This is a genomic window from Streptomyces boncukensis, from assembly GCF_011045075.1.
GTDB classification, from domain to species: domain Bacteria; phylum Actinomycetota; class Actinomycetes; order Streptomycetales; family Streptomycetaceae; genus Streptomyces; species Streptomyces boncukensis.
In genome coordinates this window covers 1-18,197 of the sequence record NZ_JAAKZZ010000100.1, presented here as the reverse complement: position 1 = coordinate 18,197, position 18,197 = coordinate 1, and the positions used below count along the sequence as shown (strand labels likewise).

29 protein-coding genes are annotated in these 18,197 nt (G+C 72.4%); 22 read left to right on the top strand and 7 right to left on the bottom strand.

Annotated elements, in window-relative coordinates; all coding sequences use genetic code 11:
* The 3 genes from G5C65_RS12605 to G5C65_RS12595 all read left to right on the top strand — a co-directional run.
* Positions 1-1,222: multidrug effflux MFS transporter (locus tag G5C65_RS12605; protein WP_165298875.1), on the top strand; the 1,222-nt coding region annotated here is incomplete at its 5' end.
* Positions 1,204-2,376, top strand: a complete 1,173-nt coding sequence (locus G5C65_RS12600) for a serine hydrolase domain-containing protein (protein ID WP_165298874.1) — start codon at positions 1,204-1,206, stop codon at positions 2,374-2,376. The genes G5C65_RS12605 and G5C65_RS12600, both read left to right, overlap by 19 nt.
* A gap of 39 nt (positions 2,377-2,415) precedes the next feature.
* Positions 2,416-3,279, top strand: coding sequence for a PhzF family phenazine biosynthesis protein (locus tag G5C65_RS12595; protein ID WP_165298873.1), 864 nt, complete (start codon positions 2,416-2,418; stop codon positions 3,277-3,279).
* 180 nt (positions 3,280-3,459) lie between these two features.
* Here G5C65_RS12595 and G5C65_RS12590 read toward each other — a convergent pair whose 3' ends face one another.
* From G5C65_RS12590 to G5C65_RS12575, 4 genes are all read right to left on the bottom strand, one after another.
* Positions 3,460-3,990, bottom strand: a complete 531-nt coding sequence (locus tag G5C65_RS12590; RefSeq protein ID WP_165298872.1) for a flavoprotein — start codon at positions 3,988-3,990, stop codon at positions 3,460-3,462.
* A 195-nt stretch (positions 3,991-4,185) separates the two neighbouring features.
* Complete coding sequence (locus G5C65_RS12585) at positions 4,186-4,485, bottom strand: NUDIX domain-containing protein (RefSeq protein WP_338146351.1); 300 nt, start codon at positions 4,483-4,485, stop codon at positions 4,186-4,188.
* Between the two features lie 330 nt (positions 4,486-4,815).
* Positions 4,816-5,376: a class IV adenylate cyclase gene (cyaB, locus tag G5C65_RS12580; RefSeq protein ID WP_165298871.1), complete on the bottom strand. Its 561-nt coding sequence runs from the start codon at positions 5,374-5,376 to the stop codon at positions 4,816-4,818.
* Between the two features lie 16 nt (positions 5,377-5,392).
* Positions 5,393-6,241 (bottom strand): helix-turn-helix domain-containing protein, encoded by an 849-nt coding sequence (locus G5C65_RS12575; protein WP_165298870.1) that lies wholly within the window; start codon positions 6,239-6,241, stop codon positions 5,393-5,395.
* A gap of 97 nt (positions 6,242-6,338) precedes the next feature.
* Between G5C65_RS12575 and G5C65_RS12570 the strand changes: the two genes are divergently transcribed.
* The 3 genes from G5C65_RS12570 to G5C65_RS12560 all read left to right on the top strand — a co-directional run bounded on the left by G5C65_RS12570 (position 6,339) and on the right by G5C65_RS12560 (position 7,682).
* Entirely contained in the window at positions 6,339-6,914 is a 576-nt protein-coding gene (locus G5C65_RS12570; protein WP_165298869.1) for a hypothetical protein, read from the top strand.
* A 211-nt stretch (positions 6,915-7,125) separates the two neighbouring features.
* Positions 7,126-7,455, top strand: coding sequence for a hypothetical protein (locus tag G5C65_RS12565; RefSeq protein ID WP_165298868.1), 330 nt, complete (start codon positions 7,126-7,128; stop codon positions 7,453-7,455).
* Positions 7,452-7,682, top strand: a complete 231-nt coding sequence (locus G5C65_RS12560) for a hypothetical protein (protein ID WP_165298867.1) — start codon at positions 7,452-7,454, stop codon at positions 7,680-7,682. The genes G5C65_RS12565 and G5C65_RS12560 overlap by 4 nt, the downstream gene beginning before the upstream one ends.
* A gap of 194 nt (positions 7,683-7,876) precedes the next feature.
* Here G5C65_RS12560 and G5C65_RS12555 read toward each other — a convergent pair whose 3' ends face one another.
* The 3 genes from G5C65_RS12555 to G5C65_RS12545 form a co-directional block, all read right to left on the bottom strand.
* Positions 7,877-9,163 (bottom strand): tyrosine-type recombinase/integrase, encoded by a 1,287-nt coding sequence (locus G5C65_RS12555; protein WP_165298866.1) that lies wholly within the window; start codon positions 9,161-9,163, stop codon positions 7,877-7,879.
* On the bottom strand, positions 9,133-9,582 hold the full coding sequence (locus G5C65_RS12550; RefSeq protein WP_165298865.1) for an ImmA/IrrE family metallo-endopeptidase: 450 nt from the start codon (positions 9,580-9,582) through the stop codon (positions 9,133-9,135). The genes G5C65_RS12555 and G5C65_RS12550 overlap by 31 nt, the downstream gene beginning before the upstream one ends.
* Before the next feature lie 240 nt (positions 9,583-9,822).
* Positions 9,823-10,368: a hypothetical protein gene (locus G5C65_RS12545; protein ID WP_165298864.1), complete on the bottom strand. Its 546-nt coding sequence runs from the start codon at positions 10,366-10,368 to the stop codon at positions 9,823-9,825.
* A gap of 175 nt (positions 10,369-10,543) precedes the next feature.
* Between G5C65_RS12545 and G5C65_RS40720 the strand changes: the two genes are divergently transcribed.
* From G5C65_RS40720 to G5C65_RS40395, 16 genes are all read left to right on the top strand, one after another.
* Positions 10,544-10,795, top strand: a complete 252-nt coding sequence (locus G5C65_RS40720; RefSeq protein ID WP_420903305.1) for a helix-turn-helix domain-containing protein — start codon at positions 10,544-10,546, stop codon at positions 10,793-10,795.
* A gap of 345 nt (positions 10,796-11,140) precedes the next feature.
* Positions 11,141-11,398 carry a hypothetical protein gene (locus tag G5C65_RS12535; RefSeq protein WP_165298862.1) on the top strand — a complete coding sequence of 86 codons (258 nt, stop codon included), beginning with the start codon at positions 11,141-11,143 and terminating at the stop codon, positions 11,396-11,398.
* Positions 11,395-11,712 carry a hypothetical protein gene (locus G5C65_RS12530; RefSeq protein WP_165298861.1) on the top strand — a complete coding sequence of 106 codons (318 nt, stop codon included), beginning with the start codon at positions 11,395-11,397 and terminating at the stop codon, positions 11,710-11,712. The genes G5C65_RS12535 and G5C65_RS12530 overlap by 4 nt, the downstream gene beginning before the upstream one ends.
* The gene (locus tag G5C65_RS12525) at positions 11,709-11,912 is read left to right on the top strand and encodes a hypothetical protein (RefSeq protein WP_165298860.1); all 204 of its coding nucleotides are present in this window, start codon (positions 11,709-11,711) and stop codon (positions 11,910-11,912) included. Before G5C65_RS12530 ends, G5C65_RS12525 begins: the two co-directional genes overlap by 4 nt.
* Positions 11,905-12,246, top strand: coding sequence for a hypothetical protein (locus G5C65_RS12520; protein WP_165298859.1), 342 nt, complete (start codon positions 11,905-11,907; stop codon positions 12,244-12,246). Before G5C65_RS12525 ends, G5C65_RS12520 begins: the two co-directional genes overlap by 8 nt.
* Positions 12,243-12,524 carry a hypothetical protein gene (locus G5C65_RS12515; RefSeq protein ID WP_165298858.1) on the top strand — a complete coding sequence of 94 codons (282 nt, stop codon included), beginning with the start codon at positions 12,243-12,245 and terminating at the stop codon, positions 12,522-12,524. Before G5C65_RS12520 ends, G5C65_RS12515 begins: the two co-directional genes overlap by 4 nt.
* Complete coding sequence (locus G5C65_RS12510; RefSeq protein WP_165298857.1) at positions 12,517-13,251, top strand: RNA-binding protein; 735 nt, start codon at positions 12,517-12,519, stop codon at positions 13,249-13,251. The genes G5C65_RS12515 and G5C65_RS12510 overlap by 8 nt, the downstream gene beginning before the upstream one ends.
* Positions 13,244-13,474 carry a hypothetical protein gene (locus G5C65_RS12505; RefSeq protein ID WP_165298856.1) on the top strand — a complete coding sequence of 77 codons (231 nt, stop codon included), beginning with the start codon at positions 13,244-13,246 and terminating at the stop codon, positions 13,472-13,474. Before G5C65_RS12510 ends, G5C65_RS12505 begins: the two co-directional genes overlap by 8 nt.
* Positions 13,471-13,839, top strand: coding sequence for an HU family DNA-binding protein (locus G5C65_RS12500; RefSeq protein WP_165298855.1), 369 nt, complete (start codon positions 13,471-13,473; stop codon positions 13,837-13,839). The genes G5C65_RS12505 and G5C65_RS12500 overlap by 4 nt, the downstream gene beginning before the upstream one ends.
* The gene (locus G5C65_RS12495; protein WP_165298854.1) at positions 13,836-14,846 is read left to right on the top strand and encodes a recombinase RecT; all 1,011 of its coding nucleotides are present in this window, start codon (positions 13,836-13,838) and stop codon (positions 14,844-14,846) included. The genes G5C65_RS12500 and G5C65_RS12495 overlap by 4 nt, the downstream gene beginning before the upstream one ends.
* Before the next feature lie 121 nt (positions 14,847-14,967).
* Complete coding sequence (locus G5C65_RS12490) at positions 14,968-15,486, top strand: hypothetical protein (RefSeq protein WP_165298853.1); 519 nt, start codon at positions 14,968-14,970, stop codon at positions 15,484-15,486.
* Positions 15,483-15,749: a hypothetical protein gene (locus tag G5C65_RS12485; RefSeq protein WP_165298852.1), complete on the top strand. Its 267-nt coding sequence runs from the start codon at positions 15,483-15,485 to the stop codon at positions 15,747-15,749. The genes G5C65_RS12490 and G5C65_RS12485 overlap by 4 nt, the downstream gene beginning before the upstream one ends.
* Positions 15,746-16,162: a hypothetical protein gene (locus G5C65_RS12480; RefSeq protein WP_165298851.1), complete on the top strand. Its 417-nt coding sequence runs from the start codon at positions 15,746-15,748 to the stop codon at positions 16,160-16,162. The genes G5C65_RS12485 and G5C65_RS12480 overlap by 4 nt, the downstream gene beginning before the upstream one ends.
* Complete coding sequence (locus tag G5C65_RS12475; RefSeq protein WP_165298850.1) at positions 16,162-16,581, top strand: hypothetical protein; 420 nt, start codon at positions 16,162-16,164, stop codon at positions 16,579-16,581. The genes G5C65_RS12480 and G5C65_RS12475 overlap by 1 nt, the downstream gene beginning before the upstream one ends.
* 162 nt (positions 16,582-16,743) lie before the next feature.
* Positions 16,744-17,529: a hypothetical protein gene (locus G5C65_RS12470; protein ID WP_165298849.1), complete on the top strand. Its 786-nt coding sequence runs from the start codon at positions 16,744-16,746 to the stop codon at positions 17,527-17,529.
* On the top strand, positions 17,526-17,978 hold the full coding sequence (locus G5C65_RS40395) for a WhiB family transcriptional regulator (protein ID WP_165298848.1): 453 nt from the start codon (positions 17,526-17,528) through the stop codon (positions 17,976-17,978). Before G5C65_RS12470 ends, G5C65_RS40395 begins: the two co-directional genes overlap by 4 nt.
* Positions 17,979-18,197: the final 219 nt, after the last annotated feature.

Below are 18,197 nucleotides of genomic sequence, written 5' to 3'. Positions count from 1 at the left end.
CCCCGAGGCCGCTCTCACGCGCCGCCGCCGGGCCGGGCTGCTGCTCACCTTCATCCTCGGCGGGCTCACCGCGCTCCCCGCGCTCTCCATGGACATGTACCTCCCGGCGCTCCCGGAGGTCAGCGGCGTCCTGCACACCCCTGCCGCGACCGCGCAGCTCACCCTCACCGCCTGTCTGCTCGGGCTCGCGGCGGGACAGCTCATCGTCGGGCCCATGAGCGACCAGTTCGGACGCCGCCGCCCGCTGCTGATCGGGATGACCGGCTACGTCATCGCCAGCGCGGCCTGCGCGCTCGCGCCCACCGTGGAGACGCTCACCGCCTTCCGGCTCCTCCAGGGCCTCGCGGGGTCCGCCGGGATCGTCATCGCCCGCGCCGTCGTCCGCGACATGTACGACGGGCTCGCGATGGCCCGCTTCTTCTCCACCCTGATGCTGATCTCCGGCGTGGCGCCCATCCTGGCGCCCGTCCTCGGCGGCCAGGTGCTCCGCTTCACCGACTGGCGCGGCGTCTTCCTCATCCTCGCCGGCATCGGCCTGCTGCTGTCGCTGGTCGTCCTGCGCTGGCTGCCGGAGACCCTCGCCCGCGAGAAGCGGCACTCGGGCGGCGTGCCCGACGCGCTGCGCACCATGCGCCGGCTGCTCACCGACCGGGTCTTCACCGGCTATCTGCTGATGGGCAGCTTCACCTTCGCCGCGCTCTTCTCGTACGTCGCGGCCTCGCCGTTCGTCGTCCAGGAGATCTACGGGGCCTCGCCGCAGACCTTCAGCCTGCTGTTCATGGCCAACTCCATCGGCCTGGTCGCCTTCGGCCAGCTGAACGGCAAGGTGCTGGTGGGGCGGGTGCCGCTGGACCGGGTGATCGCCTTCGGACTGGTCCAGATCGGGCTGGCCGCCGCCGCGCTGGTGCTGATGACCAGCGGCGCCTTCGGGAGGGTCGGGCTCGCACCGCTCGCCACCGCCCTGTTCGTGCTGATGGCCGGCATGGGGCTGGTGATGCCGAACGCCAACTCCCAGGGCCTGATGCGCACCCCGCACGCCGCCGGATCCGCCTCCGCGCTGCTGGGCACCTCGCAGTTCCTGGTCGGCGCCATCGCCTCGCCGCTCGTGGGGATCGCGGGCGAGGACACCGCGGTGCCCATGGCCCTCGTCCAGGCCGGCGCGGTCCTCATCGCGGGGGTCGCGTTCGTGGCACTGTGCCGTCCATGGCGCGCACGCGGCTGAGACACCCGCCCGCCTCCGCGTCCGCCACCGCACGGCGGCGGTTCCGGAAGCGGGCCGGGCTGGACGACGGGGAGCTGACGGCCCTCGCGGACGACGTCGACGCGCTGCCCGCCGCCGGCTGGTGCGCGGGCGCGGTCGTCGCCGCCGGGCGCGGCCCGTATCTCGCCGTCGAACACGCGACCGGTTGGGCGCTGCGCTACGCGGCGTACGACCCGGCCGCCGGGCACGGCGTCGAGCTGCCGCCCGAGGCGTGGCTGCCGATGCGCACCGACACCCTCTTCGACCTCGCCTCCGTGACGAAGGTGTTCACCGCCCTCGCCGCGCTGCAGCAGTACGAGCGGGGCGCGCTGGAGCTGGACGCGCCCGCCGCGCGGTACGCGCGCGCCGGGACCGGGGCGCCGGACCACGGGATCACGGTGCGGCAGCTGCTGACGCACACCTCCGGGCTCCGTCCCGAGCTGCCGCTGTACACGTACAACACCGCCGAGCACGCCGAGCTGCTGTGGGCCGAACAGCCGCTCGACGATCCGGGGCGGAGCCGCCGCTACTCCGATCTCAACCTGCTGCTGCTCCAGCTCGTCCTCACCCAGGTCGCGGGCCGCCCGCTGGACGCGCTCGTGCGGGACGGCATCACCAAGCCGCTCGGCATGGCCGCCACCCGCTTCCGCCCGCCGCGCGGCTGGCGCGCCCGGACCGCGGCGACGGAGGACCAGCGCAAGCCCTGGGCCAAGCTGAACCGGGGCCTGGTGCACGGCCGGGTGCACGACGAGAACGCGTATGCGATGGGCGGGGTGGCGGGCCACGCCGGGCTCTTCTCCACCGCCCGCGACCTCGCCGTGCTGTGCCGGACGCTGCTGGGCGGCGGCGCGTACGGCACCGCGCGGATCCTGGCGCCGTCCAGCGTGGAGCTGCTGCTGGAGCCGCCCGGTCTGGGCGTCGAGGTGGGGGCGCGCTGGTTCATGGGCGAGCTGGGCGAGCGGGCCGCCGGGCACACCGGGTTCACGGGGACGAGCATGGTGCTGGACCCGGCCACGGACACGTTCCTGGTGCTGCTGGCGAACACCGTGCACCCGGTGCGGCGCCCCGCGGACAGCGCCCCGCGCGCGCAGGCGGCGACCCGCCTGGCCCAGGCGGTCCGCGCCGCCAGAACGTGACGGGGAACAAGATCGGCGCTGCCCGCCGTTGACAGCACCATGACGACGAACACCGCTCCGCCGAACACCGTGCTGCGCTACACCGCCTTCTCCGCGACGCCCGAGGGCGGCAACCCCGCGGGGGTCGTCCTCGACGCGCGCGGCCTGACCGACGAGGACCAGCTGCGCATCGCCGCCGAGGTCGGCTACTCGGAGACGGCGTTCCTCACCCCCGGGGACACCGAGCGGACCTTCACCGTCCGCTACTTCAGCCCGGAGGCCGAGGTCGACTTCTGCGGGCACGCCACCATCGCGGCAGCGGTGGCCCTGGGAGACCGCATCGGCCCCGGTGAGCTGCTGCTCCACTCCCCCGTCGGGGAGATCCCGGTCACCGTCGAGACGGCCGCGGACGGCTCGCCGTACGCCACGCTCTCCAGCGTCGCCACCCGCAGCGAGCCCGTCGCGGAGGACGAGCTCACCGAGGCCCTCGCCGCGCTCGGCTGGGCGGCGGACGAGCTGGACCCGGCCATCCCGCCCCGGATCGCCTTCGCCGGCAACCGCCACCTCGTCGTCGCGGCGGCGACCCGCGCCCGGCTGGCGGACCTCGACTACGACTTCGAGCGGCTCAAGACCCAGATGCTGCGGCTCGGCCTGACCACGGTGCAGCTGGTGTGGCGGGAGTCCGCTTCCGTCTTCCACGTCCGCGACCCGTTCCCGGTCGGCGGCGTGGTGGAGGACCCGGCGACGGGCGCGGCGGCGGCCGCCTTCGCGGGGTACGCGCGGGAGGCGGGGCTGGTGCCGGCGGAGGCCCGGCTCACCCTGCACCAGGGCGCCGACATGGGCCGCCCCGGCGTCCTCACGGTCGAGCTGCGCCCCGACGACTCCCGCACCCACGTCTCGGGCACGGCCACCCGCATCCCCTGACCCGGGCGGGAGGGAGCGGCGCCGAGGACGCGTCCCTGTGCGACGACGCCTCGACCGCCGTCGTTGCCGGGCATGCGCACGGTGCGACCCTGACGCCGCCGTGCGCCCCCGGCACCGGGCCGCACCCCGATCATGCGGTGCCGCGCCGCTGCTCCCCGGGAGCACGACGGCATCCTGCGGTTACGCCATCGTCCCCCGCACTTCGTCGAGCGCGGGCTGCCATGCGAATCCGCGCGCATCGCCCTGCTTCGGCGGGTGCGGCTCGCCAGGCCCGAATACCACCCGGACCCCCTGCTCACGCAGCGTTTCCACCGCTCGGTTCACGGCGGGCTGCGCGCCCAGCGCCGTCGACCAGAACGGCGCCGCTACGACCGGCACCCCGATGTGCACGCCCTCGGCCGGGAGCCCCAGTGCCACGGTGTCGGTGATCCCAGCCGCCCACTTGCACGCACTCGTCGTCGTCATCGGCGCCACCAGCATGGCGTCAGCGGGCGGCAGCGCGTCGGCCTCCCACGGAAGCTTGTACTGCGAGCGCACCGGACGCCCGGTCAGTTCCTCCAGCTCCGGGAGGCGCTGCTCGTGCCAGCGCGCAGCGGACGGGGTGAGGATCAGGCACACGTCCCAGCCGTCCTGCTGGGCTTGACGAATGCCGGTGTCGATGTGCCGGGCCGCCCCGGCGGCACAGGCGATGAGGTAGAGCACGCGCATCATGCGCGTAGCCCACACCGGGCAGCGAGCTGACGCAACTCCCAGCCTGGCACCCCCGGGAGAGCGGCCCGTCTCGGCCAAGGCAGCCCGCCCTGTTCCTCGGCTCCCTTGTCGCGGGCTGGGCGGCACTCGGCCTCGGAGGGCGGCGGTCGACCGATGTGCCCACGGCTCCGCCGTCCTCTCCGGTACCGAGCGCGCTCAGCTCACGAAGGGGTCCTGAGACGTCAGCCCGTGGGAGATGCGCTCCCTCAGCGCGGGATGCACCCGGTAGTCGTCGAGCTGGGACGGGTCCACCCAGCGAACGTCCGCGGCCTCGTCGGGCTCGGGCTCGATGTCGCCACCAACCACCCTGGCCCGCAAGCAGATGTTGATCGGCTGCCGTACCTCGTCGACGCAGTCACCGTGCATGTAGACGATCACGTGGTCAGGGGTGGAGAACACCCCCACCAGGCCGATGACTTCGACGTCGAGCCCGGTCTCCTCTTTGCACTCCCGCACACCAGCCTGCCCGCGTAGGACTCGACGCAGGCATTGAAGTATGCGCCGTCGATGAGGAGAGCACTGCGACGACTCGGCCCGTCACACCCCCGCCGATGCGGTACTCGGTGTCGCGGGCCGCGAGTTGCACGCCCTCCGGGTCGCCGAGCAAGACGAGGCACATCGCTGCGCCGCGAGCAGGTGGCGACGAGTTCAGCCCCGGCGAGTGAGGCCGAATTGGCGCTCTCAGGCCAGAGAACAGGACTCGTCTTCCCGGAGGACGGCTGCTACGCGGTAGCGGGTGCGCGGGAGCGGCCCGCTCCGTGCCGCTGGGGGCGGGGCGCCCGGCGCTCATGCCCCGCGGCGCGCCCTCACGGCGTCGGTGTACAGCTCCCGCGTCAAGTCGCCATCGTCGATGCCCAGGTCGGCCAGCACCGCACGGACGTCGTCGAGGGCGGCGGAGACGCCCGCCTCGTTCTCGACGAGGGTTTCCAGCTCAAGGAATGTGCCGTCGACCTCGGGCACGCGGACGAGGGTGGCAAGCATGTCGCGGCCCTTGGCATGCAGGCCGTAGTTCCGGCATCGCTTCTCGAACGCGATCACGGGCACGTAGCCGAGGCTGCGCAGCATCGAGTGTACCGCCGTGGCGTCCTCGACGCGGGTCTCGTGCTCGGGCTTCGAGCCGGACGCTTCGTCGACCTTGGCGTCCTTGAAGGTGAGCAGCGAGCTGGTTTCGTCCGTGCCGTGGATGGTTCGCACGCGTAGCTCGGCGTCCCGCGCGTCGAGGCCGCCGTCCGGGTCGTCGTAGTAGGTGTCCTGGTACACCTCGGCGCGCCCGGTGCCGTGCGCCTCCAGCGCACGCATGACGTCTTCCGGGTTCCGCACGCGTGCCTTCAACTCGGCTTCGATCATCGCTTCCCCTTCCCGATCAGGCCGTGCGTACACCCTCCCGCGTCATGGCCTCGAACATGCGGCGAAACCCTCGATACAGCGGCCCGTGCGGCGTCTCCACCACCTTGTAGATCGCCGATTCGTGCCCCTCCCAGCCTGCGTCGAAGGCGGACACGAACAGGATCGAGTCCAGCCGCAGGAGCCGCCAGGTGGGCAGCAGCCGATACCGGTAGACGTGAACGTCGCACTCGCCGGCCAGCTCGCGCAACCGGGCCTCGGCGAGGCGCACTCCGCTCGCGAGGGATTCGGAGGATTCGCCGATCTCGGCGGCGCGCACGGCCAGTGCGGGCGCCTCGGGGTCGAGTATCAGCACCCGCACCAGCGGAGGTGGCTCGTCCTCCCGAGTGAGCGCCGAGCGCAGCAGCGAATCGTTGAGTCCGATCAGCCCGAGGCCGCGCACGGCAAGCACGTCCAATTCCTTGACCGTGGCAGCCTGGCGGCGGATCTCCTCGGCGGCGGAAGCCTGCGAGGAGTAGACGCGGACGACCTCGGGGAACGCGGCGAGGTCGAACGCCGGTCCTCCGCCGCGGACTTCGCGGGCCGCTGCCAGTCCGAGAAGATGTCGGGCGTCGTCGGGCATGGCGAGCCCTTCGGCGATGCGCTCGTACACGTCGAGGCGGGTCACCTCGCGGCGCCCGTTGATGATCTCGTTCACGCGGGCCTGAGTCAGTCCGACAGCGGTGGCTATGCGGGCCTGGCTGGCACCGCCGTACTGCTGCACGTACCGGAAGACGGCCCCGACGTCGCGGGCCCGGAGCGCTTGACGGACCTCGGCGCGCTGCCATGCCCAGTCGGGCAGCTCGACAGGGAGGAGCGCGGCGGCCATACAGTCCCCCGGTGCACGGCGGGATGGAAAGTCATCTCACGGTGAGATTACAGGGACGGTATCGAGTGTGCACCGTCTGTCACAACACCCTGGAGGCGTGACGATCCGAAACGTGCACCCGCTGAAGTGGCTTCCTTCCGGCCGGAGGGTGGTGATGCTCGCGGCTGGCGAATGGTGGGATGCCGGGTCGCTCCCCCGGAAGATCGGGGAGCAGCTTCTCGCCGCCCCCGGCGACAGCGGCGGAGCCGTCATAGAGGACGCGAGCATCGGCCGCCTGTACTGGCTCGTCGCCTCGGGGACCGGCACCCTCCGGAAGTACCCGGTCATCGCCGACGTCCAAGTCCGGGGCGTCGACGCACGGCTCGCAGTGCCGGGTCCTCGACGCGGCGGCGAGCGCATGCAGCGAACCCGCCTCCCAGGGGCAGCGGTGAGCGCCCACTTCGAGCGGGGCGCGTATGTGGTGGACGAGGTCGCTGCGCGGGAGTCGCCGCCGGTGTCCTGCTGGACGGGCCGGGTGCAGGCCCTGCTCGGCGACGGCTGGGTGCGGATCATTCTGCCGCACGCGGTCGAGGTGACCACCCGTATCCGCGACCTGCGCGCCGCCACCGACGACGAACGCGCCGTCTACGACGCCGCGGCCGCCCGGTACGCGGAGACGAGGCCGCGGCGGTGAGCCCGCGTGCCCGCCGTACCGCCGCCCGCGCGGTCGCGGCCGTGACCGCGGTGGTGCGCGCGGAGGCCGCACCGTGTCCGCGCTGCGGGATGCCGCCACGCGTCACCGCCTGGACCGAGCCGACGCCCGGGGACGCGCCCCCGGCCATCGCCGTGCGCGGCACGTACGCCTGCGCCTGCCCGCCACCTGATTCGCCTGAGCGGAGTGAACCGTGACCGAGAACCTTTCCTGTCGGCGGGGGCCGCGCGGGACGCTGGCTGCCCTCCTCGCCCACCGGGGCCCTGCCGTCCTGCGCGCGGTCTGGCAGGCGACGCCGCCCGTCGACCGGGCCGCCGTACTGGCACGCCTGGCGTGGGAGACCCGGTACGGGACGGTGCGGGGCGACGCGTACGCGCAGCGGCTGCACCGGGCCGCACGGGTCCACCAAGGCTGTGGGCCCTTCACGGTGCGGGCCCGGCCGCAGCGCGAGCGGCACGCCGAACTGCGCGCCGCCCTCGCGCTCCTGGCGGCCGACGCCCGCAGCGGGGAGGCGCGGCCGTGACGGACGGCACCGACGGGCTGGTGACTCCGGGCTGGTGCACGGTGTGCGAGCAGCGCGTACCGGACTCGATGGCCGTCGCCTACGTGGAGACCGGGTCCGGACCGGGCCGGATCGTGGAGGCGTGCGTGCGGCACGCCCGTGAGCTGGCCCGCAGCCCCGCCGCGCCCTCGTGGCTCAGGGACGACCTCGCCGCGCTCGACACCGGCAACAGCGGCACCACCGCATGATTTCCCTGTCCACCGGCGCACCCCGTCCCGTCCCGGGGCCGGGCCGGGCCGGGCCGAAAGAAGAAGAGAAGGCGGACGAGTCGGCCTGTAGGCCGGGTTCTGGACAGCTCCCCAGATGGTCATGATTCTGACCTGCAAAGAGAACCGTCCCAGACCTCACAATGAGGAGCTGAGGCGGTTCTGAGGCGGTTCCGTCAAGATTCGAAATCTTCAGGGTCATTTCCGCGCGCCCACGCCGCCAACGCGGCGAACCCGCGCCGCCCCGCCTTCGGCATGAAATGCACGTACGTCCTAAGCGTGAACGCCGGATCCGAGTGGCCGAGCCAGGCCGCGAGCTTCGTGATCGTCTCGCCGCCCGCCAACACGATACTCGCGAACGTATGCCTCAACCCGTGGAACCCGTACCCCTTCGGCACCTCCCACCGTACCCGTTTCAGGGGCCGCTTCCCCGGCCGCTCGATGACTTCCACCTGCGGGCCGTCGATGACGCCGGCCCGGTGCTGCGCGGGCTTCCACTGCTTCTCGTCGAACGTGGACCGGTTGATCGCATTCCCTCGCGACGTCGTGCAGATCAGCAGGACTGTCACCAACGGCCGGTCCTCCCACGCCACGCTCGGCCGGTCCGGGTCCACCCACGGCAGCGTCACCTCGACAGGCGGAAACTCTGCCGAATGCTCCTCGACGGCCTTGGTCAGCTCCGGAGGACACGGCCCCGTCCGGGTCTTGTTGCCCTTCGGTGGGGCAAACGCTAGGCCGCGGCTCGTTTTGACGACCTGCCGCTCGATGTGCAGGTCCTCACCGTCCAGGTCGCCCGGTGACAGGCCGAACGCCTCCCCCTGCCGGACTCCCGCCAGGGTGCCCTCGTCGACGAGCACGCGGTAGCGGCGCCCCAGCTCGGCGCGTACAGCCTGCACCTGCTCATATGGCCACGCCTTCGCCTTACCCGAAGGGGCCGTGGGCGCCTTCAGATCCTCGTCACGGAACGGGTTCGCCGGTATTCGCTTGGCCTTGTACGCGGCCTGCATGATCGAGGAGAAGTGCCGCCACGTCGTCCGTACCGTGCCGGTGTCGACGCGCCGCTCCGCCCACACCACCCACGCTTTGATCTCGTCCGGACCGATGGAGTTCAGCGGCATCCTCTCCGCGAAGGGAAGGATGTGGCCGAAGATCCGCGTGCGCATCGCGTCCTTCGTCGTGGGCGGCTGCCGCAGGGTGGGCCACCAGCGCTCGCGTACGTAGACCCCGAACAGCATCTCGCCGGCGCGCGGGTCGTAGAACGTCCCGGTTGTCCTCTCGTGCTCCGCCTTGGCCTTCCACTTCTTGGCGTCTTCGAGCTTGTCGAAGGACCGGGCGCGCACGCCGGGGATGCCTTCGACCCTGTACCGCTTGGTCTTGCTGCCGTACAGCTTGGTGCGTTCCCGCTTGCCGGTCTGGGGGTTGGGGCGCTTGTTCAGCCAGCGATCGTTGATCCAGCCAGCCATGGCCAGCCCTCCCCTTCGAGATCGCGGAGGCGGATGCGGAGCATGCGCTCGGTCACCTGCAGCTCGTGGGCGGCGAGTCTGATGTCGTCGGCCCACTGCGCGACCTCGCACAGGTCGCTGATGGCGACGAGCTTACGGGCCGCTTCGAGATCGGCGAGGCGCTCTTGCCGGACTGCGAGCTGGCCGTCTCCGCAGCCGTCGTGGGCGGCGATGACGTGCTCGACTTCGTGTGCGAGGACGCACCTTTCTTGGACGAGGCTGAGTCCGGAGGCGATCACGATCTTGCGTCGTGTGTATGACCACGCTCCCCAGGTATCGCGCAGCCACGTGCGCACGACGATGACGCCGAGCGTCTCCAGCGTCTGGTGCGGCGAATAGGACCGGCCCGGCTCGATGAGGAAGGACCCGACCACAGACATAGAACGCCCCCTATCTGTGCTTCGCGCGCTGAGGAGGCGTGGACGTTCATGTGTACAAGATGCGAGGGAAGCAACGGAAGGAAAGAAGCAGAAATGTTGCGGAACCTCTGCCGGTTTCTGCTGCCCTCTGCGCACTGCTCGTGCTCGAAGGCACGCTGACGGGACCCGCCTGCCAAGTCAGGGCAGGAAGCTCCCGGTGATACCGAGTCAGACTCTGCTGCGGGGTGAAGGGGTGTACGGCTACGCGTCGCCGAGGGCGCGCGCGATGCGCTCGGCGTCGTCCGGGGCGGGCCCAGCGCCCTCGACGTGGGGCCGGTAGGCGGCGAGCGCGTAGTCCGCTGACTGCGGGAGCGATTCAGCGAGCTGCCCGGCGAGCCGGTCGAACTCGTCGCGGAGCCGGGGGTCCGCGCCGGCCTCGACGGCGCTGCGGGAGAACGCGTAGACGGTCGGCAGCATCCCGAGAACACTCTCGCGGGTGACCTGCTGCTGTGTGGGGCGGCTTTTCTCCTGGCGTGATTCGAGGAGGTCGGCCGGGTCCTCGCCAGCGAGGATGCGGTCTGTCCAGCCGGGCCGCCAGCCGAGCGCGGCGACGATGATCTCTGTGGACGGGAACGCGTCGTCCTGCTCTGGCACGGCGCCGCGCTCGATGCTGCCGATGGTGCGGGCCGAAATGGTCTGGCCGCGCGCTCGGATGCGCTCGACGAGCTGTTGGGTGCTGAGGCCCTGCCGTCGACGATCGGTGCGGATGGCTTTGCCGAGCGTGGCGTATGCCTGGTCTCGGTCCATGTGGGGGTCCACCGCTTGGTTAGGCAACAGGAAGCAACTACAGGCAACAACTTATCAAGATCACTCCTCAGGTGGCAGAGGGGTTTGAGCCCACCACCAGCAATATTCCAATAATTGCCAACTTCTTCACGCCAAGTTCTTGCCTAGCTGCCTGTGATTTCCTAGTCTTGCCAGTATGCAAGCGCGGGGAAACGAGATCCGGCGCCAGCGCGAGGAGAGCGGCATGGGTCTGACGGCCTTCGCCGCACGGATCGACGTCTCCCCGTCATGGCTCTCCCGGATCGAGAGAGACAGAGCAAACCCGAGCCCTGACCTGCTGAGGCGCATCGCTATGGAACTGAATCGCGAGCGTCACGTCAGGGTCGCGATCGCAGAGATCACCCGACCTGACATGAGGCGTGATGAACACCTCCCGGCGGACTACTGAAGAGTCCCCCCACCTCACGGTTGCCGAGCTGGCAGCCCGTTGGCGTACCACCGAGCAGGCCATCTATCACCGACGGCACCGGCGGCAGTTGCCCCCGGCAATCTCGGGTGGCCGGAAGTTGCTTTTCCCTCTCGCCGCGATTGAGGCATTCGAGAGGGATCTGGCCGCCAGCGACCCGCAGAACCCGCTTAACGACCCGGCCGCCGCGCCGGTCGAGCGGAGGCGGGGGCGCCCCCGGGCGAAGGCCGCAACAGCCTGACCCGCCGCTAGGCGGGGCCGTCTCGCCCCGGCAGGCGGAGACGACCCCTCGCGGCACACCTCACACCAGATGAAAGGAGGGGCCACGTGTCCCCCATGATTCCATCCCAGCCCCCGGACACCGACGCTGCGGTGTTCACTCTCGCTCCCGCCGCCGGTCCGGTGCTGCCGTGGGCGGCCCGGCTCGACGCTGGCGACCTGCACGAGTTCCTCGGGGACCTCGCTGCTGCCGCCCTTCACCACTACCACTCGGACCCGAGGGTGCCGGACGCCGATGTCCTCGCCGGGGTCGAGCAGGTGCTGGCCCGCTGGCAGCGCGTCGCTGAGGGCGGTGAGTCCCGGTGAGCGCGGTGTCGCTGCGTCAGCAGCAGCCTGCGATCACCGCGCTGGCCGAGCTGGCGCGCACCTGCCCCGACCTGCCCGCCGCGTCCCTGCGGACGGACCAGTTCAAGCCCGGCGAGGTGATCGTCCAGCTCGACTCCGTCGCGGACTTCGAGGCGTGGCGTGAGGGGCTGGGGCTCGCGCCGGACGCCGTGGACCTCACGACGTACAGGACTGCCCCGGGATCCGGGCAGATGGAGCTCCGCACGACGGTGACGGGCGTGCCGGTCCACGTGTGGGTCGCGATGTCGCAGCTGCCGCTGGGGGTGGCGTCGTGATGCTGCTGGTCGAGGAGCGGGACCTGCTGGGTCTGCCGCCGGCGGACCGCGCGCAGCTGGAGATCGCCGAGGTCGATGTGCAGATGCACGCGCTGTACGGCCGTGATGAGGCCGCGTGGCTGCCTGCGCAGGTAGCGGCCTACCTGGCGGCGGTCGCCGCCGTACTCACCGACTACACCGAGGGGGGCCGCCGTGCCTGAGACGAACATGCCCGTGACGGGGCCGCACCGCGTGTATGTGCGCGCCATCCCGGCCGGGGTGGAGATCGACGTGTCCGCGTATGTGGAGGACGCGCTGCGGTACCTCGCGGCCGAGCGGCCGGAGGACCTGGCCGAGCTGATCGAGGTGACGGCGTCCGCCGCGCATCAGACCTCCTCCGGCCACGCGGACGCCTCGGCGGTGCACGAGCGGGATGCGCTGGCGCAGGACCTGTCCGAGCTGGTGGGGCCGCTGACGGTGTACGGCGCGCAGGCTGCCCAGCTCGCCGAGTGGATCGGTGCGGGCGCTCGCTCCGCGATGGGCGGTGCGGCGTGAGCACGCACGAGACCACCGACCAGACCATCCGGCGGCTGTCCGCCGAGGTGGACCGGCTGAACGCACTGGCGCACCGGCTGACGGAACGTCTCGCGGAGGCGCAGGACGCGTCCGAGGGCTGGTACCGAGCGGAGCGCGAGCGCACCGGCGGGCCGGGCTTCGACCCGCTGCGGCCCGTCGGGTGCCTGACGGAGAGCTGCTTCCCGACCCCGGCGCAGCGCGCGGCGGTCCGGCTGCTCCAGTCCGATGCCGCGAGGGGCGGTGAGCATCGTGGCTGACGACCGTGCTGGGCTTCGTGCCCGCTACATCGCCGCTCTCAAAGGGGCACACCGCACCCATCCGTGCCCGGTGCTGGGCCACACGTACTGGTCCGGCTGTGTGCACTACGACGCGAGCGGCCGTTTCGCCGGGGTGGGCTCGTGCCACACCGCACGCCGAGCGGACGCTGTGCTCGCCGTGCGCGATGAGGAGATGGAGGAGCTGCGCGCCGAGCTGGTGGCTGAGCTGGCACAGCACCAGTTCACGCTGCGCCAGCGAAATGCCCGCTCGGTGCGGCTCCTCCAGCTGCGGGACCTGGCGGTCCAGGGCGATGTCGAGGCGCTCACCACGGCGGCGCAGGACCTGGGTGCCGCGTCCGTCGCCGATCACCGCCCCGGTGACGGCGAGCAGGATCAGCTCGCCGCCGAGCTGGCGGCCCGCCCCACCCGCGCTGAGGTGCTGCGCGAGGCGGCCGATGTGATCGATGCGGACTCGTCCATCTCGGCGGCCGTGCACGCGACCGCTGCCCTGCGCCGTCTCGCTCTCGCCGACGAGGCGCAGGCAGACGCCGGGCCGACGCCGCTGCGGTGGGGTCTGGACGACATCGAGTACGGCGACGACGACAGCGTCACCGTGCTGCTGTCCGGCCCGGCCGGTGAGCCCTACGTGCTGGAGCTGTCCAGCGACCGTGCGGTGATCCTCTCCGATGACCTCGCCGGGCCCGAGGCGGGTGAGGGCGATGTGTAGCCGTCCGAGCCTGCGCTACCGGCAGGCGCTGCTGCTGGCCACGCTCCGCGCTGAGGGCGGCGCCTGGACCACGGGCCGCGTCTGGGACCTGTACCGCACCCTGCAGCTCGCGTCCCGCCGGGCGACCGCCCGCCACGACCTGGGCTACCTCGCCCGCGCCGGGCTCCTGGACCGCCACGACGGCACCGCGCGGCACTACACCCTGCCCGGAGGACACGCATGACCACGCATGTACAGCCCAAGACCGACCTCAACAAGGGGGAGCTGGCCGACGCGCTGGCCGCCGAGCTGGGCATCAGCCGGCGTCAGGCCCGGCTCGCGGTGGAGGGCGTTTTCGATCTGATCGCCCGTGCCGTCTCCGCCGGGCACACGGTCACGATCTCCAATTTCGGGTCGTGGCGGCCGGAGGAGAAGCCCGCACGGGCGGCGCGGAATCCGTTCACGGGTGAGCGGGTACAGGTGCCCGCTCGCGGGGGCATGCGGTGGCGTACGTCCCCGCGGCTGCGGGAGCACCTGCGTGACGGCACGGCGGCGACCATCCGCAAGCACCCCAAGGGCACGCTTCGCGCGGGCGGTGATGTCGCGTGAGCAGCGAGATCGTGAAGGCGCAGCCCGCCACCCCAGCGCAGCGCCCCGGCGGGGCCCTGTCTCTCGCCAGCATGACCCCGCACGACGCTTGGAAGTTTGCTGAAGCCCTGGCCGGGTCCGGGATGCTGCCCCGCCAGTACCAGAACAACCCTGCCTCCGTCCTGTGGGCGTTGGAGTACGGGCGGGCGATCGGACTGGACGTCATCACCACCACCCAGTCCGTGCACGTAATCCAGGGCCGGGCCACCGCCTCGGCCGACCTGATGGCGTCCCTGACTCGGCGAGCCGGGCACCGGATGCGGATCGTGAGCGACGACGAGCACGCCGAGGTCACGATCTACCGCGCCGATGACCCGGAGTTCCCGTTCACGGCGAAGTGGGACACCGAGAAGGCGCAGCGGGCGAAGCTCACCGGCAAGGACACCTGGAAGCAGTTCCCCGGCGCGATGCTCCGAGCGCGCGCGATCAGCGAGTGCGTACGAATGGCGTGCCCGGAGGTGTTGCACGGGTCGATCTACACCCCGGAGGAGATCGGCGCGAACGTCGATCAGGACGGGGTACCGCTGGACGCCGAAGTACAGCAGCTCCGCACAGTGCAGCCGGGCGAGCCGGACCAGGGACAGCGGCCCGCGCCCCAGCGGGTCGAGCCTGGGCGGGATTTCGTGGCTGAGGCCCGCGCTGCGTCCGACCCCGCCCAGGTGCGGCAGATCTGGAAGGACGCGCGGGAGGCCGGGCTCGGCGAGAAGCGGCTGGGCTGGATCGAGGGCATCGGCCGGAGCCTTACCGCCGGGCCCCCGCCGCCCAAACCCGACGACGCTGGCGAGGTCGTCTCCGAGGAGGAGCAGGCCGCCCGCGACGCGGAGAAGGAGCTGCGCGCCTTCGCCGACGAGCACGACCTGCCGGACATCGCGGCCGACTTCGAGTCCGCCACGGGCATGCCGCTGGATCAGGCCATCGCGCCCCAGATCCGCGGCTTCCTCGACCAACTGCGCGGCACGGCCGCTTGACACCCATCAGACCGCCCGTGCGCCGGGGATGACACGGCCCCCGCGCACGGGCCCCACACCGGGGCCGCCCCTTCCGACACCACGGCGGGTGCTGCGGGGGCGGCCCCTTCGGAGGACTCCGATGGACCTGAAGAACCTGGCGCTGCGGGAAGCGGCGCTCAAGACCCTCCTGGACGCGGTCAGCGGCCAACTCAAGGACGTCCGCGCGGAGATGCAGGATGCGCTCGATACCACGGGCGCCTCCCGGGTGGACGCGGTTCTGCCGGACGGCACGAAGGTGGCCACCGTCTCCCGCTCGGCCCCGAAGCCGTGCGCCGAAGTCGTCGACGACGACCTGTTCTTGAAGTGGGTGCGCGAGCACGCTCCCAGCGAGATCACATCCCGGGTCGTCACCGAGGTCCGGCCCGCCTACCAGGCGCAGCTCCTGGCGGAGATGACCGCCGCTGGGGTCGCCGAGGTCGCCGACCGGGAGACCGGTGTCGTGCACGAGGTGCCGGGCGTCGAGGTACGGGCGACGCGGGCGCGCGGCCACTCGGTGCGGCCTGTGGACGGCGGCGCCGATGCGATCGCGGACGCCTGGCGCGCGGGCCAGCTCGGTCACCTGGACCTTCCTCAGCTCGGCGCCGGGGGCGCGTCGTGAGCCCCGGCGAGGCGGCCGGCTGGGCGCTGGGCGCGGGTCTGGTGGCGGTGTACGCGGCGCTGGCGTGGCTGTGGCGCCGCCGACCCCGCCGCGATGACGAGCCCGCCCGCGGGCTGGATGTCGCCTCCCTCGACTGCGGCGGTCTGTGCCGCGATATGAGGCCGCACGCCATCGATGGCGCGCTGGCTCACTGCATCGTCTGCGGCGCCCTGCGCCTCGCCCCCAGCGCGCTCCGCCACGACCCCATAGAGGACCAGCCATGACCGACTACGAATACGCGACCGACCGCCTCACCGAGATCGACGCTCGCGCCGCCTCACACGCCTACGGCACCTGCCACAGCCTGACCGCCGACGGCCAGCCCACCGAGCACCAGGAGTGCGATTCCGTGGGCACGCCGAATGCCTGGCTGTGCCGCGTGTGCCACGGCGACACCTGGGTGGCCCGGTGGCCGTGCGCGCCCGCTGTGGAGCACGGCGGCGAGGTGTTCACTCCGGACCGCATCGCCGCGGCCGAGCAGCGGGATCTCCTCGACCAGCTCCACCAGTCCCGCGCGCGGATCGCCGATGCCCTCGGCTCCGTCGATGCCGCGGCGCGCGGGGACATCAGCCCGACCATGGCCCTCGTCCAGATCACGAACGCGCTCGGCGCGGGTGAAGCCGGGGGTGACCTGTGATGGCCTCGCACCGGCTCGCCTCCCGCACCACACTCCGCTGCACGCTGCAGCGCCTGGAAGCTGAGACCGAGGACCTCGCCTGTCAGCTCGTGCGCGTCACGCGCGAGCTGGACGACACCGGCGTCACGCTCACCGGTGCGTGGGAGGACCGGCGGGCGGCCGAGGAGCGTGCGCAGCAGCTCGCCGGGCGCCTCGCGCATGTCGTGGCCGAGCTGCACGCGCTGCGCGCCGAGCATGCCCGCTGCGGCGCGGTCACCGTGCCCCGGTGGGTGCGTGACACCAGCGACCCCGCCGACCAGGCCACCGCGCCGATCCCCGCAGGGGAGCGGTGGGCCGATCCCGCACGGCCGCCCGCGCCGCCGACACCGGCCGCCGGCGTGCGGGTGATCAGCCTCCAGCAGCGCGGACCCGCCACCTGAGACCGGCCTGCCCGCGCGCATGACCATTGGGGCGCGCGGGCGGGCCACCACCCCGGGAGCCACACATGACCCACACCACCACCGCCAGCCCGCGGGAGGAGACATGACCCGCGAGTACGCCCCGAGCCGCACCCCCGAGTGGATCAAGCGAGGTGACCCGCAGTGAGCACCAGGCCCCACGGCTACGCCCGCTACAAGCTCGACGGCTGCCGCTGCTACACCTGCGGCTGGGCCGTCGCCCAGTACAACGACGCCCGCGAGCACGCCCTCCGACGCGGCACCTGGCAGCCCTACGTCGACGCCGCACCCGTCCGGGCCCACGTGCGCGCCCTGCAGCAGAGCGGCCTGGGCGCCCGGCGCATCGCCGACCTCGCCCGCGTCGAGCGCAAGACTATCGTCGTACTGCTCAACGGCCGCACGGATCGCAGCACTCCGCCGCCGCAGCGGATCCGCCCGGCCACCGCGGCGGCCCTGCTGTCCGTCGAGCCGACGCTCGACGACCTCGGCGCGCACACGCCGATCGACGCCACCGGAACCCAGCGCCGCCTTCAAGCCCTCGTCGCCGCGGGCTGGCCGCAGCGACGGCTCGCCGAGCGTCTCGGCATGACCGCCCCCAACTTCGGCGCCAGCATGAAGCGGACGCGGGTGACCGTGTCCACCGTCCGCGCTGTCAACACGCTGTATGACGACCTGTGGCGGGTTGACCCGCGCGAGCACGGCGTGACCGGCCAGGCGTACAGCCGCGCCCGCAATACCGCCTACCGGAACTGCTGGGCGCCCGTCGGCGCGTGGGACGACGACACCATCGACGACCCGACCGCCACCGCGGACTGGACCGGACGGTGCGGCACCCCGCAAGGCGTCGGCGCCCACCGCCGCGCCGGCATCCCCGTGTGCCAGCCCTGCCGCGACGCCCGCAGCACCTCCAGGACGGCGGTGACGGCATGACCTCCCGCCACGCACCCGACACCCTGCCCCCGCCCCGCCGGCGGCTCCGGCAGGCCGCCTGCGCCGCCGAGGGCATCGACCCGGACGTGATGTTCCCGCCGCGCTCGAACGCGGCCCTCGTCGCCGAGGCGCGGGCGGTGTGCGCCTCCTGCCCTGTGCGCCCCGCGTGCCTGGCCTGGGCCCTGGACCACCCGCGGGACGCCGCCTACGGCGTGTGGGGCGGGCTGACCGAGGCCGAACGCGCCGCCGTCCTCCGCCGCCGGCAGCCGCGCGACCCGGACCACCCCCGGCCGCCCCGCACGGGCGGGCGGCCCCGCGCCGCGTGCGGCACGCCTGCGGCCTACGACCGGCACGTGCGTCACCACGAGCGCATCGACGACGCCTGCCGGGAGGCCAAACGCCGACACGACGCCGCCTACCGGGCCCGCACCACGGCGGGCGCGTCGTGACCGGCCCGATCACCCACACCGACGAGGAGGGCCCCCGATGGACCGCTGCGAGGACTGCAACTGCACGAGGTGCCGGGACTGTGGCACGCACTACTGCTGCGAACCGTGCCCCTGCGGACGCGGCCACGGCTGCACGTGCGAGTGCGACGTGCACGACCGGCGGCTGACGTACGCCGACTGAGCCCGCGGGGCCGCTTTCCCGGCGGCCCCGCCTCCACC